This window comes from Streptomyces sp. NPDC107454, assembly GCF_055582885.1.
Window position 1 is genome coordinate 1 of sequence record NZ_JBVJPA010000023.1, and the last position, 13,352, is coordinate 13,352.

Here is a 13,352-nt window from a genome sequence, read left to right on the forward strand (position 1 = left end):
TGCAGACCGGAACGGCTCCCGCAACATTCGCGCGCGAGCGCGGGCGTTGTGGCGACGCGGGGCGCAGTCAACTGCCCCAGACCCACCTCCCGCACTCGGGCGTGGGACAGGACGCAAACGCAGCACCACAGCCAGTGGCGCCCGTTGTGCAAGCCCGGGACTTTAGTCCCGGGTTGTTGACGAGCTGTCGTTTCCAACCGTCGCCGGTCATGGGCGCGGTACGGCAGTGGCTGACCGAGACGGGCTGACCCGACCGGCTCCGTCCGGCCGCCCTTGGAGGTGCACACAGTGTTGAGCTCCGACGACGACCTCACATCGGTACTCGGCCCGGAACTGTTCGCCGTGGGGAACGGTGTCCCTCGACAGTCTGCTGCCGGCCGACTCGCCCCGGCGGTCGGGCGAGGACCACGCACACGCCCGCGTGCTCGCCGAGGCCGACGGACCGCTGCCGCCCATCCTCGTGCACCGTCCTTCCCTGCGTGTCATCGACGGCACGCACCGTCTTCTGGCCGCGGGCCGCCGTGGCCGTCGCGAGATCCAGGTACGGTTCCTCGACGGCCCGGCGAAGGACGCGTTCGTCCTCGCGGTCACCGCCGACAACCACCATGGCCTACCGCTGCCGGCGGCCGAGCGCACCGTTGCCGCGGCCCGCGTCATGGGCAGCCTCCAGGCCTGGTCCGACCGGGCCATCACCTCCGTCACCGGACTCTCGGCGAAGACGGCGGGCGCCCCGCGGCTGCGGACGTCCGGTGCGGCGGACCGGTCGGCCCACATGGGTAAGAACGGCAGGGTCTGACTGGCGGGAACCCCGTCATCCAACGGCAGCCGAGCGGATCTTCGTATCCGTGACCGGCCACACCGGCTACGACTGCGCTCTGTTCGGAGGACATCCTCCCGGTCGTCCTCAAGTGCGTCAGTGCCGAGCAGCAGGAGGGCTATGTACAGCGGCTGGAGGCCTTCGTCGACGACAACCGCGAACGCCTGACGCAAGCTGTACGGGAAGTACGGCCTGGGCGGGCCGTTCGCTGACGAGAGTCGCTGCTACCTGAGCCATCAACCCGAGAGCGTCGTGATCTGCGAACGCCTCGACACCGTCTCGCTGCGGCTCGAAGGCGTCTGGAACGACGAGATCGACGCCGAACTCGTGTTGGACCCCTTCACCAAACGCGACGAAGACTTCATGGAGAGGACGAGGGCATGGCTCAGCTGAAGATCCGGGACCTGTACGACCTCCTGCGTCAGACCCGACGCGACGAGACCTTGAGGAGGACGGGATCCGGCTCGTCTACGACGGGACTGCCCTGCGCCTGTCCACGGCCGACGCCCCGGGCACCGTGATCGCCCGCGACGGTACCTGCGGGTTCACCACCGAGCCGTGGGAGGTGACCGCGTACCGCGCCGGCACGTCGGCGAATGAATGAATCAATTGGGGAGGCGCAATGCTCAAGCGCACGCTGCGAATCGTCGAGGAAGCATAGAAAAGCGGGGGGACGGCAGGCTGCGGCTGATCGTCTTCACGGGAGCGGCCACCTGCGCCGCACTCACCCTCGGTGGTGGCGTCTGACTCGCGGGTCTGCAGTAGCGGTGCTGGGGCGCGTTCCAGATTTTTTTGGAGTTCGGCGGTCTGCGGATGTCGAGAACGTGCCACCGGCTCCGTCCCAGGGACATCAGCGGCCACCACCGGCCGCGAGAGGAAGAGGGAGTATCCAGCATGGCGATTCAGCGGATGGACAACGTCGGCATCGTCGTCGAGGACATGGATGCCGCGATCGCGTTCTTCGTGGAACTCGGTATGGAGTTGGAGGGCAGGGGGGAGGTCGAGGGCCTCTTCGCCGACCAGTGCACGGGACTCGAGGGCGTCCGCTGTGACATCGCGATGGTCCGCACCCCGGACGGTCACAGCCGGCTCGAGCTGGCGAAGTACCGCAGCCCCGCGGTGATCAGCGCCGGGCCGCGCAGTCGGCCGCACAACATCCTGGGCACGCATCGCGTCATGTTCGCCGTCGACGACATCGAGGACACCGTTGCCCGCCTGCGCCCTCACGGCGCCGAACTCGTCGGCGAGATCGCCCGGTTCGAGGACAGCTATCTGCTCTGCTACCTTCGCGGCCCGGAGGGCATCATCGTCGGACTGGCCGAGCAACTGCACTGAGAAGGAGGAACCGAACCATGCAGGCGAACGAGATCATCGAGGTCTGAACCGCCCGATCAGCCAGGAGGTCGTAAGCGCGGTGGCTTGAACAGCTGCGACCCGGACCACTTGGCCTCGCCTTGCGGGCCGGCCGCAACAGCCGGACACGCAGGTCTCCGACTCTGCGCGAGATCGTCCTCGATGTCCTCGGCGACCGTGACATCCCGGTCCTGGGCAACGTCGACTTCGGACATGCCGGCCCGAATCTGCCGATGCCGGTCGGGATCCGCGTTGCTCTCGACGCGCAGCAGCGAACGTTGTCGCTGCTCGAACCGGCGGTACGCCCGGTCACGGAGGGCGGGGCCACTTCACGGCGCCGCCCTGGCCACCGACGCGTGCAGCATCGGCTGCACCCTGGTCATCGACGCGAACGGCGAGGCCCTCACCAGGGCCCGGCTGGCGCACGTCGACCAGTACTACTTTCGGGCCGACACGATCGCCGCCGCGAACGCCGCGCTGATCAACGCCCAGGCCCGGGTGCCGATCGTCGCGCACCGGGGCGCGGGCCTGGTGGCCTCGGTGGACGGGCTGCGGTTCGTGGTGCCCCAAGCGCACGATCAGCTCCGAGTGGGCCCTCGCGTCACCGTCGCCAGAACAGGTGGTGCGTCACACCACTCGGGCTGGGCACGACCTCCAGATGGAACCGGTCGAGCAGTTCATCGGGGGACTCCCACAGTCGCAGTCCGGACCCGAGCTTTACCGGCGAGACCGCCACATGCAGGGTGTCGACGAGGTCAGCGTCAAGGAACTGCCGGATGGTGGTGACCCCGCCGCCGAGTCGGACGTCCTTGCCCTGCGCCGCTTCCCGCGCCCGTTCGAGGACCGTGGCCGGGCCGCCGTCGACGAAGCGGAACGTGGTGTCGGAGAGCGTGAACGACGGACGCGTGTGGTGGGTCATGACGAACACCGGCGTGTGGAACGGTGGCTCCTCGCCCCACCAGCCGCGCCACTCATAGTCCTGCCAGGGCCCGCGCTGGGGACCGAACTTGTTGCGGCCCATGATCTCGGCACCGATGTTGCGCGCGAAGTCCCGCGTGAAGAAGTCGTCGATGCCCCGGCTGCCCCCGGGATCCGTGCGCATGGGCCAGCTCGCCGTGGCTCCGGCCCAGGCGAACAGCCTCTCGGGATGGGCGTGGCCGAACGGCCGCTCGAGACTCTGGTACTCACCGGCACCGATTCCGTCACTCGAGACGTTGAAGTTCATGACTCTCAGCAGTTGATCCACGTGTGTCCTCGTCAGGTCGTGTCGCGTCATCGTGTGGCCAGGCGCCGCACATCATGACGTCGAACGGGACGTGGCCGGATCGACAGCGGCCCGCAGCTTTTTTCCAAGGCGTGTCCAGACCCACCTACACGAGATCGCCCCCTCTCCGCAGCGCGGCCGGACTTCCGCGATCCGCCAGCTCGTCCTCCAGGCCCAAGCCCCCGTCACCGCGAAGGCCCTCGACTACCGCGACGAGACCGCCACCCGCCTGGTCACCGAAGCCGGCGGATCCTGGAGCCATACGCCCCCGGCGACCACAGACGGTGAACGTAGGTACTCACGCTGGGGCCGCTGAGTCTCGCTTGTCCGAGTTCCTCAGCGGGTGGCTGGACATGCAGCGGTGTACGGGTGCCGTAGGACACGCCGGCGTCGGGGTCCGGCCACGCGCTACGACTGCCCAGTCGTGCCAGGCAGCCGTCACCCTTGCGTCGCTCCTGATACGGGCGTGACATTTGAGGGTAAATCCCAGCCGTACACGCTTCCTCGGAGGTTGCCGGACGGCTTACACGAAGGCGCTGTGTCCGGTGATGGACTTGCCGACGATAAGGGTGTTCATTTCGCGGGTGCCCTCGTAGGAGTAGAGGGCTTCGGCGTCGGCGAAGAACCGGGCGACGTCGTAGTCGAGGAGAATGCCGTTGCCACCGAAGATCTCGCGGCTGAAGGCGACGACCTCCCGCATACGGGAGGTGACGAACGCCTTGGCCAGCGAAGAGTGCTCATCGCGGAAGATGCCCTGGTCCTGCAGTCGGGCGAGCTGCACCAGCATGCCCCAGGAGGCGGTGATGTTGCCCAGGCTCTTCACCAACAGGTCTTGGACGATCTGGAACTTGGCGATCGGTCGGCCGAACTGCCGGCGCTCCTTGGCGTAGTCGAGGGCGAGTTCGTAGGCGCCGATCATGACGCCCAGGGCTTGCCAGGCGACTCCGCTGCGGGTGAAGCGCAGGATCTCCGTGACGTCCCGGAAGGAGTTGACCTTCTGGAGGCGGTTCGCCTCCGCCACGCGTACGTCGGTCAGGGTGATCTCGGCGTTCTCCACGATCCGCAGCGCTATCTTGCCCTCGATCTTCACCGGCTCGAAGCCGGGGGCGCCCTTCTCCACGACGAAGCCCTTGACCTGGTTGTCGTCGACGTCCCGCGCCCACACCACGACATAGTCGGCGAAGGTGGCGTTGCCGATCCACTTCTTGGCGCCGTTGAGGACCCAGGTGTCGCCCTCGCGCTTGGCGGTGGTGCGCATGCCGCCGGAGACGTCGGAGCCGCCGAGCGGCTCGGTCAGGGCGAACGCGCCGATCTTCTCCATCGAGGCCATGGCGGGCAGCCATCGGTCGCGCTGCTCCTGGTCGCCGCCGTAGTAGATGGAGTAGAAGCCGAGCCCGGTGTGGACGCCGAAGAAGGTGGCGACCGAGGCGTCGACGCGGCTCATCTCCATGGCGAGCATGCCGCCGAGCAGGTGGCTGACGGCCGGCAGGTGCTCGCCGTAGCCCTCGTAGGACAGGGCGGCCAGTCCGCTGCCGCGGAACTTCTCGATCAGCTCCTTGGGGAACTCGCCCTTGCTCCAGTACTCGTTCACCAGCGGCTTGACCTCTTCGCGCAGGAAGGTGCGGGCCTTGAGCAGTATCTTGCGCTCGTCGTACGGGAGCAGCGCCTCGTGGAGGTAGAAGTCGGCGGCCAGCTGGTCGTCCAGCGGTGCGAGAGGGGTGGCGGTGGCGGTCATCTCAGTTCTCCATCTGGTGTCGGACAGGGCGGAGGTCGTCCAGAGCGGGGATTCCCGGCAACTAGTTGACCGGCAAGTCACCTCCCTTGTGACGGCTGAGGCTGATCCTTTGGAGTGGACACCCTGACAATGGATCTTGATGGTCCGGGGAGGGATGCTCAGGTGGGACGCAGGTCGCCGTATCCGGAGGAGTTCAGGAGTCACTGCCCGAGCGCCGCGAGGCCGACGGGAGTCCGGCTGAGGAAGCCCCGCCGCTGGGACTTCATCTCCGAGAACCGCGCCGCCTTCGGCGTGCAGCGGATCTGCCGGGTCCCGGGCATCTCCCGCTCCGGTTACCACCAGCACCGCACCACTGCGGACGCCCGCGCCGAACGACCCGTCGAGGAAGAGCGAACGGTGTCGGAGATCCGACAGATGCCTGGCACCCGGGCGGCTCTGCGTGTCTACGTGGGCCTTCCGAACGATGGGCGGGGAGGGCTCAGAACCAGGAGGGGCCGGTGTTGACGTAGGGCGCTTGCAGTATCGCTGCCTCGTCGTCGGTGAGCTGGAGGTCGAGGGCGTCGACCGCCTGTTGGAGATGGTGAGGCTTGGTGGCACCGACGAGAGGCGCGCGGACGAGAGGGTTGCGCAGGACCCAGGCGAGGGCGATCTGAGCCATCGTGACGCCGCGGATGCTCGCGAGTTGCTGGACGGCGCGGATGACGGGTTCGTCGTGGGGGCTGTCGAATGACTGCACGACGTGGTCGGTGGTGGAGCGGGTGCTCTGCTCGCCGACGGGGCGCGCGAGACGGCCCTTGCCGTTCGGGGAGTAGGGAATGAGGCCGACCCCCATGTCGCCGCACATGGCCATGAGTTCGGGTTCGTCCTGGCGGCGCAGGAGGTTGTACTGGTTCTGCATGGAGACGAAGCGAGTCCAGCCGCCCAGGCCAGCGGCGTGCTGGAGCTTGGCGAACTGCCAGGCGTACATGGAGGAGGCGCCTATGTAGCGGACCTTGCCGGCCTTGATGACGTCGTGGAGTGCTTCCATCGTCTCCTCGACGGGGGTGTCGGCATCGAAGCGGTGGATCTGGTAGAGGTCGATGTAGTCGGTACCCAGCCGAGCCAGAGAGGCGTCGACCTGTTCGAGTATGGCCTTGCGGGACAGGCCGCTGCCGCCGGGGCCGTCGTACATCCGGCCGTGGACCTTGGTGGCGAGCACGATGTCTTCGCGCCGGGAGTAGGTGCGCATGGCGTGGCCGGTGACCTCTTCGCTGGTGCCGGCCTGGTAGACATTGGCGGTGTCCCAGAAGGTGATGCCCAGCTCTACTGCCTGGCGGTAGAACGCTTCGGCCCTGTCCTGGGTGAGCGCCCAGGGGTGGGCGGTGGGGGTGGTCGGGTCGCCGTAGCTCATGCACCCCAGGGCGAGCCTGCTGACCTTCAGCCCGCTGGTGCCGAGGCGGACGTACTGCATGGTGATCCTCCTTGCGGGTTGCGGGTTGCGGGTTGCGGGTTGCGGGGTGCGGGTTGCGCGTGGCGGGAGCCGGCGGGTGATCGTCTTGGGAGCGACCCGGTCCTACGTGGTGGGCGTGATGCGGATCGTCGTCGAGCGGGGTCCGCTGCGGAGCATGGGTTCGAGGTACGGGCTGGGCGCGTACTTGGTGCGGTAGGCGTCGTCGACCGCGTCGAGGACCCTGTCGTCGGCTGGGGTGAAGGTCACGTCATAGGTGGCGTCGGCAATACGGATGCGTCCGCCCTTCTGTGAGAGGGCGGCCTGATACCAGCGGGAGCGGGGTCCGTTGTAGGGGCGGACGTACAGGTTTCCGCCGGCGACGACGGACCAGATCCAGGTCGGGGTGCCGTGGGTGACGCCGTCCCCTCGGAAGGGAGAGACGTGCAGGTCGTCGGAGTTGGCAAAGGTGTGCAGCTGTTCGGGGCCGAAGCCGGTCATGGTGGTGTCCTTCCCTCGTAGTCGCAGGCGGGAGCCGGGGCGGCCGCGTCGGTGCAGTGGGCAGCAGTCCCGGGCCAGTGCCGGTCGGGGCCAGCTCAGTGGGTGGTGTAGCCGCCGTCGACGGGCAGGGCGACACCGATGACAAAGCTGGCAGCGGGGCTGCACAGCCACACGGCGGCGGCAGCGACCTCGTCGGCATGGCCGAGACGGCCGATGGGCTGCTGCTTCATGATCTCGGCCATGGACTCGGCCTGGCCTTCGAGCATGTCGGCCACCATCGGGGTCTCGATGACGCCGGGGCAGACGGCGTTGATGCGGATGCCGCGGGGCGCGTACTCGACGGCGGCGCTCTTGGTCAGGCCGATGACGCCGTGCTTGGAAGCGTGGTAGGCGGCGCGCTCAGGCAGGCCGACCAGACCCCCCAGGGAGGAGCAGTTGACGATGGCACCGGAGCCCTGGGCGCGCATCTGGCGCAGTTCGTGCTTCTGCGTCGCCCATACCCCGCGCAGGTTGACGGCGTTGACGCGGTCGAACTCCACTGCGCTCTCGTCGGCGGCGTCCGAGGGCGGGGCCTGGATCCCGGCGTTGTTGAACGCCATGTCCAGGCGGCCGAAGGCGTTGACGGCAGCGTCGACCGCGGCGGCGGCCTGGGCCTCGTCGGAGACGTCGCAGGCGACGCCGAGGACCTGGTGGCCGGCGTCGGTGAGGTCCTTGGCGGCCTGCTCGACGGCATCCTTGTTCAGGTCGGCCAGCACGACGGCGGCTCCGGCCTCGGCGAAGGCACGGGCGGCGGCAAGTCCCATGCCGGAAGCGGCGCCGGTGACCAGGGCTACCTGACCCTCGAAGTTGTACTGCGGGTTCATGGGGGTGTCCGATTTCCGGGCCGTCGGAAAACGACCCAGGTCTTGTAGGTGCGGGAGCGTGGTGGGTCAGGGACGCAGGAGGGCCTTGATGGCCTGGCGTTCGTCCATGGCCTTGTAGCCTTCGGCGGCCTGTTCCAGGGGAAGTTCCAGGTCGAAGACCTTGCCCGGGTTGATGCGCCCGTCCAGGACGCGCTGGATCAGGTCGGGCAGGAATTCCCGGACGGGAGCGGGGCCGCCGCGCAGGGCGACATGGGAGAAGAACAGCGACTCCCCGTCAAGGGCGACGCCGTGGGGGACACCGACGAAGCCGACGTTGCCGCCGGGGCGCGTGGAGTTGAGGGCCTGCCGCATGGATTCGGGAGTGCCCACGCACTCCAGGACGGCGTCGGCTCCGATGCCACCGGTGAGTGACTTGACCTGGGCCACGCCCTCGTCGCCGCGCTCGGCGACGATGTCGGTGGCACCGAACTCGACCGCCAGCTTCTGACGGGACTCGTGCCGGGACATGGCGATGATCCGGGCTGCTCCGAGTTCCTTGGCGGCGATGACGGCGCACAGGCCGACCGCGCCGTCACCGACGACCGCGACGATGTCACCGGGCTTGACCTGGGCGGCCTTGGCCGCGTACCAGCCGGTGCCCATCACGTCCGAGCAGGCCAGAAGACTCGGCAGCCGCTCGTCGCTCACGTCACCGGGAACGGGGACGAGGGTCCCGTCGGCGAGAGGGACACGCAGGTACTCGGCCTGGGCGCCGCCGACGAACTCGCGGTGCAGGCAGTTGGTCTGGTAGCCGTTCTCACAGTTGGGGCAGGTGTTGTCGGAGGCGAAGAACGAGCCGACGACCAGTTGTCCGGACTTGATGCCGGTCACCTCGCTACCGACTTCTTCGACGATCCCGACGTACTCGTGGCCGCCGGGGGTGGGCTCGCTGATGTCGTTGATGCCGCGGTAGTCCCACAGATCGGAGCCGCACACACACGTCACGACGGTGCGGATCACCGCGTCGGTCGGCTGCTGGAGAGTGGGACGGGGCCGCTCCTCGACCCGGATGTCGCGGGGGGCATGGAGGACAGTCGTACGCATGACGAATCTTTCCGTTTCGCAAGAGAGCGGGGCCGAAACCCCGGTGGGCGGTGGCGCTCTGCTGGTCAGGCGCTCCGGGCGGGGCATCGGGGACCGGCGTACTCGGCGTCGCTGACATGCTCCAGCCAGTCGACGTCGTCGCCCTCCCACAGGGCGATGTGCGCCATGAACCGATCCGGTGCCGCGCCGTGCCAGTGCTCCTCGCCGGCGGGAGTGAAGATGACGTCGCCGGCGCCGGCCTCGATGATGTCGCCGCCTCGGGACTGGATCAGGGCGATGCCCGCCACGATGTAGAGGGTCTGTCCCAGGCCGTGGGAGTGCCAGGCGGTACGGGCGCCGGGCGCGAAGCGCACCATGTTCGCCCGTGCGCGGGAGGGATCCTCACCGCGGTAGATCACGTCCGCCCACGCGTCGCCGGTGAAAATGTCCGCAGGCAGTTTTATCGTCGCCGGCGGCTGGATGATCTCCATGAAGTGCTCCTTGCATACGTTCTGTCGCAGCCCGGCCGCACACGGGGAGGTGGCCGGGTCAGGGTGTTTCAGGAGTCGGTGAGGGCGCTGCGCGCCACCGTGAGCGCTGACATCGCCTTGGGCCATCCGGCGTAGAAGGCCAGGTGGGTGAGCACCGCGATCAGCTCTGTGTCACTCAGCCCGTTCTCGCGAGCCTTTCCCAGATGGAAGGCGAGCTGCTCGGTGCTTCCGCTGGTGATCAGGCTGGCCACCGTCACCAGGCTGCGGTCACGTGCCGACAGGCCGGGGTTCTCCCACTCCTGTCCGAACAGCACGTCCTCGGTGTATCCGGCCAGCGCCGGGGCGATGTTCCCGAACTGCTGGCGCGGCCCCTCGGGCTGCTTCCTGTCCGACATCGTCGGCTCCTTCCTCGCAACGGACCGCACCCCGGAACGGGGGCGTCCGTCTCACTGCGCTTGGGCCCGCCACGGGACTGGCGGGCGGTCCAGGCCAGTCGCTGGCCTGATATCGAGGAAACCGCAGGTCGAAAGCGCAGGGAAGGAACGGCCTATACGTGTAATGCCAGTACACCCCTTATAAGAGGAGGCTGTCGTAGCCTCGAAAACATGGACAACCGCAGCGAGGTCCGCGAGTTCCTCACCAGCCGACGCGCCAAAATCACCCCCCAGCAGGTCGGCCTGGCCGACGCGGGCCACCGGCGGGTCAAAGGGCTGCGCCGTGAGGAAGTCGCGATGCTCGCCGGCGTCAGCGCCGAGTACTACGCCCGCATGGAACGCGGCAACCTCTCCGGCGTCTCGGAAGCGGTCCTGGACTCCCTCGCCGCAGCCCTCCAGCTCGACGACTCCGAACGCGCCCATCTGTTCGACCTCGCCCGGACCGCCAGCACCACCCGGCGCCCGGCCCGGCGGCGCACACCTCAGCCGATCCGCCCGGCCCTCCAGCAGCTGATGGACGCGATGACCGAGGCCCCCGCCTTCATCCGCAACGGCCGACTCGACGTGCTCGCCACCAACGGCCTCGGCAAGGCCCTGTACTGGCCGCTCTTCCAGGACCCCGCCCGCCCGGTCAACATGGCCCGCTACCAGTTCCTCAACCCCGGCGCCGCCGCCTACATGACCGAACTGGACCAACAGCGCGCCACCGCCGCAGCCCTGCTGCGCACCGAAGCCGGCCGCGACCCCTACAACCGCGACCTGAGCGACCTGATCGGCGAGCTCTCGACCCAGAGTGAAGACTTCCGTACCCTGTGGGCCGCCCACGACGTTCGCCTGCACCGAACAGGCTTTAAGCGCTTCCACCACCCCGCCGTCGGCGACCTCACCCTCGCCTTCGAGGGCCTGCCCCTGCCCAACGACCCCGGCCTCACCCTCACCGTGATGAGCGCCGAACCCGGCACACCCTCGCACGACGCACTCAGACTCCTCGCCACCTGGCACGCCACCCTCGGCCACGACGAACCCGCCCCCACGCCACAGCAGAGCGAGCGGCCCTCCTGAATCAGCCACCCGCAGCATGGTGCGGCCGGGACTTCGGTGGGGCCTGCTTGGTGTCGCGGGTCCAAGCCGACGCCCGCTCTGCGAAGGGCCCGCGCCAACGACACGGTCTGCGGCATTACGGGCGGGACCGCGCAACCGGAGGGCTACGCCCTTCGAGGGCGGCCCGGACAGGAGCCGGCGGGGTTCTCTTGAGCGCTGTCACCCGCATGGCTGTCTCACGGCTTGGCCGGAGGATTCCGTCCCACGGTCGTGTCATTTCTTCGGTCGAACGCCTGGCGGACCTGGGCTGCGATGCCGGACGGATCGGTGGGGCGGGTGGTGTCCACGGTGATGACGGGTCCGTAACCGAGTGGCCGATCGTATGGGGCCAAGACCTCGGGCCGAAGCTCATGGACGACGTGGACTGCGTGGACTCTCGCCGCTCGCTCGGCGTAACGACGAGTGGTCTCGGCTGGCGGGCACCAGCAATAGACCTCGACCACGGTCGCGGCCAAGGAGTCCAGGTGCGGGCGGGTATCGGGATGGCGCGGTAGGAAGTTCGCCTCCAGAACGGCTTCCGGGCAGCGCGCGGCCAGTGCCCAGATCAACTGCATGGCTGCGGCGCCCAGTCGGCGCGAGGACGCCAGGTCGGCCGGTGCGTCCAGCGAGTCGTGCAGGGTCTCCTTGATGTGGTCCTTGGACAGCAAGGGGAAACGGAGTTCTTCCGACAGCGGTAGCGCCAGGGTGGTCTTGCCGGCCCCTGGCGCCCCGGTGACGAGCACGATGCGACGGGTCACATGACTGATCATGCAGGATTCACGTCCGCTCCGTGATGCGGTGATGCGGATTACGCTGAACCGCAGGTCTCAGCACATCGCCATATGTGGCCCTGATATGCGGTCAGCTCTGAGAACGTGGCGTCACTTTCGAGAACCCAAATCGATGTGGGATCTCAATTCCGATGTCCTGCCCTGACGTTGTGTCCTGCCGATAGCCGTTCTGTCTCATGTCGAAGGCCACAGGTGGGCGACGGAGGAGGTGCCGGGGCGATGTTCTCCCTGGCGCACTGGTCGACCAGGGAGTCGTCGGCTCATCCCCGTGGCCTCCGCCACTTCCCCGATTGTCTTCTCGCTGCCCACGACACTGATCGCGGTCGCCGCGAGCGGCACACTCCAGAGACACGTCCGCGGCGCAGAAGCGCCCGTGCCGCGGCAGCCCCGCAGGCAAGCGGACCGTGCGCAGGCTCTCGCTGGTCCGATCCTCGTCCAGACCGGCCGGCTGGTCTCAGTGGGTGCGGACGGGCAGCGGCCGGTGTGGCAGCAGCCGGCTTCGGCGGGGGCGAGCGCTTCTCGTCGCGCGGTCTGCGCGACGCGGGAGAGACGATGTCAACGGCGCCGTCCTGTTCGCCGACGGCGGCGAGCTCAGTGCCCTGCCCGCCTGAGGAGCCGCGTCATGAACGTCCTCGTCATCGGGGCCACCGGGTTCGTCGGCGGCGCCCTCGCCCGGGCCCTGGCCACGAGCGGGCACACGGTCACCGGTCTGGCCCGCACGGACACCGCCGCCACCACCCTCGACGCCCAGCATCACCCCGGTGGCAGGCGACCTGGATGCCCGCGCCCCGGCCACGATCGAGGCGGCGCTACGCGCGGACGCCGTGATCTACGCCGCGCAGGTCCGGGCCGGGGCCGCCTACGTCTTCCGGGATCGGTTGCTGCTCGGACTCGCGCTCCGTCCGGCGGTCGGGAACGTCGCCTTCCTCGCCGTGGAGACCGTACTCGCCCTCTTCGCGTACGAGCGTCTCGGCATCGACACCTTCGGCTTCGGCCTGCTCCTCACGGCGGAGGCCACCGGCGGCCTGCTCGGCGCGGGCATCGCCTCCTTCCTCGGCCAACGGCCCGGCACCGGCACCGCGATGACCTGCACGGCCGCGGTCGAGGGACTCGCCGTCCTGGGGCTCGCCGCCGCCCCGCATCCGTACGTGGCCGGGCTCGCGCTCGCCGTCTGCGGTGCGGGCATGGGCGCCACGATGGTGCTCGGGCCCTCCCTCCGGCAGGTGATCGTCCCGGCCCGCCTGATGGGCCGGGTCACCTCCACCTCCCGCATGCTCGCCATGTGCGCCGCCCCGTTCGGCGCCTTCCTCGGCGGCTGGCCGGCCACCACCTACGACATACGCACCCCGCTCTACACCGCCGCCGGCCTCCTCCTCGCCATGACCGGCGTCACGGCAACCATGACCAGCAACCGCCGGGTCGAGGGGGGGGTGGGTAGGAGCGACTCGACCCGGCGGTGCAGGTTACCCGGAATCCGAGGATTCCATTCTAGAGGGTGCATCCGAACTGTCCTGACGCACTCCCGAAACCCCCTT

General features: G+C 68.7%; 13 protein-coding genes and 4 pseudogenes. 8 read left to right on the top strand and 9 right to left on the bottom strand.

Going from position 1 to position 13,352, the window contains the following annotated elements:
- Window positions 1-352: 352 nt before the first annotated feature.
- From ACZ69M_RS42840 to ACZ69M_RS42860, 5 genes and pseudogenes are all read left to right on the top strand, one after another.
- On the top strand, window positions 353-796 hold the full coding sequence (locus ACZ69M_RS42840) for a hypothetical protein (RefSeq protein ID WP_470058705.1): 444 nt from the start codon (window positions 353-355) through the stop codon (window positions 794-796).
- A gap of 273 nt (window positions 797-1,069) precedes the next feature.
- Window positions 1,070-1,210 (top strand): hypothetical protein, encoded by a 141-nt coding sequence (locus ACZ69M_RS42845; RefSeq protein WP_470058707.1) that lies wholly within the window; start codon window positions 1,070-1,072, stop codon window positions 1,208-1,210.
- Between the two features lie 501 nt (window positions 1,211-1,711).
- A complete protein-coding gene (locus ACZ69M_RS42850) occupies window positions 1,712-2,152 on the top strand; it encodes a VOC family protein (protein ID WP_470058709.1) in 441 nt (146 codons plus the stop codon).
- 152 nt (window positions 2,153-2,304) lie between these two features.
- A pseudogene (locus tag ACZ69M_RS42855) lies at window positions 2,305-2,478 on the top strand (LD-carboxypeptidase); the annotation flags it as partial.
- A gap of 28 nt (window positions 2,479-2,506) precedes the next feature.
- Window positions 2,507-2,737, top strand: a pseudogene (locus ACZ69M_RS42860) (Tn3 family transposase); the annotation flags it as partial.
- 34 nt (window positions 2,738-2,771) lie between these two features.
- Here ACZ69M_RS42860 and ACZ69M_RS42865 read toward each other — a convergent pair.
- From ACZ69M_RS42865 to ACZ69M_RS42900, 8 genes are all read right to left on the bottom strand, one after another.
- Window positions 2,772-3,416, bottom strand: a complete 645-nt coding sequence (locus ACZ69M_RS42865; protein WP_470058711.1) for a dihydrofolate reductase family protein — start codon at window positions 3,414-3,416, stop codon at window positions 2,772-2,774.
- A gap of 541 nt (window positions 3,417-3,957) precedes the next feature.
- Window positions 3,958-5,169 carry an acyl-CoA dehydrogenase family protein gene (locus ACZ69M_RS42870; protein WP_470058713.1) on the bottom strand — a complete coding sequence of 404 codons (1,212 nt, stop codon included), beginning with the start codon at window positions 5,167-5,169 and terminating at the stop codon, window positions 3,958-3,960.
- Between the two features lie 478 nt (window positions 5,170-5,647).
- The gene (locus ACZ69M_RS42875; RefSeq protein WP_470058715.1) at window positions 5,648-6,619 is read right to left on the bottom strand and encodes an aldo/keto reductase; all 972 of its coding nucleotides are present in this window, start codon (window positions 6,617-6,619) and stop codon (window positions 5,648-5,650) included.
- Window positions 6,620-6,721: 102 nt separating this feature from the next.
- The gene (locus ACZ69M_RS42880) at window positions 6,722-7,096 is read right to left on the bottom strand and encodes a DUF2255 family protein (protein WP_470058717.1); all 375 of its coding nucleotides are present in this window, start codon (window positions 7,094-7,096) and stop codon (window positions 6,722-6,724) included.
- 95 nt (window positions 7,097-7,191) lie between these two features.
- Window positions 7,192-7,959 (bottom strand): glucose 1-dehydrogenase, encoded by a 768-nt coding sequence (locus tag ACZ69M_RS42885; RefSeq protein WP_470058718.1) that lies wholly within the window; start codon window positions 7,957-7,959, stop codon window positions 7,192-7,194.
- Between the two features lie 66 nt (window positions 7,960-8,025).
- Window positions 8,026-9,042, bottom strand: coding sequence for a zinc-dependent alcohol dehydrogenase family protein (locus tag ACZ69M_RS42890; RefSeq protein WP_470058719.1), 1,017 nt, complete (start codon window positions 9,040-9,042; stop codon window positions 8,026-8,028).
- Between the two features lie 65 nt (window positions 9,043-9,107).
- Window positions 9,108-9,512 (bottom strand): (R)-mandelonitrile lyase, encoded by a 405-nt coding sequence (locus ACZ69M_RS42895; RefSeq protein WP_470058720.1) that lies wholly within the window; start codon window positions 9,510-9,512, stop codon window positions 9,108-9,110.
- Between the two features lie 68 nt (window positions 9,513-9,580).
- Window positions 9,581-9,907: a carboxymuconolactone decarboxylase family protein gene (locus ACZ69M_RS42900; RefSeq protein ID WP_470058722.1), complete on the bottom strand. Its 327-nt coding sequence runs from the start codon at window positions 9,905-9,907 to the stop codon at window positions 9,581-9,583.
- Window positions 9,908-10,117: 210 nt separating this feature from the next.
- On the opposite strand from ACZ69M_RS42900, the gene ACZ69M_RS42905 reads away from it, so the two are divergent.
- On the top strand, window positions 10,118-11,008 hold the full coding sequence (locus ACZ69M_RS42905; protein WP_470058724.1) for a helix-turn-helix transcriptional regulator: 891 nt from the start codon (window positions 10,118-10,120) through the stop codon (window positions 11,006-11,008).
- A 215-nt stretch (window positions 11,009-11,223) separates the two neighbouring features.
- Here ACZ69M_RS42905 and ACZ69M_RS42910 read toward each other — a convergent pair whose 3' ends face one another.
- Window positions 11,224-11,784 carry a P-loop nucleotide/nucleoside kinase family protein gene (locus tag ACZ69M_RS42910; protein ID WP_470058726.1) on the bottom strand — a complete coding sequence of 187 codons (561 nt, stop codon included), beginning with the start codon at window positions 11,782-11,784 and terminating at the stop codon, window positions 11,224-11,226.
- A 655-nt stretch (window positions 11,785-12,439) separates the two neighbouring features.
- Here ACZ69M_RS42910 and ACZ69M_RS42915 point away from each other — a divergent pair.
- Both ACZ69M_RS42915 and ACZ69M_RS42920 read left to right on the top strand, forming a co-directional pair.
- Window positions 12,440-12,505: pseudogene (locus ACZ69M_RS42915) on the top strand (hypothetical protein); the annotation flags it as partial.
- Window positions 12,506-12,656: 151 nt separating this feature from the next.
- Window positions 12,657-13,250 (top strand): annotated as a pseudogene (locus ACZ69M_RS42920) (MFS transporter); the annotation flags it as partial.
- Between the last annotated feature and the right edge of the window lie 102 nt (window positions 13,251-13,352).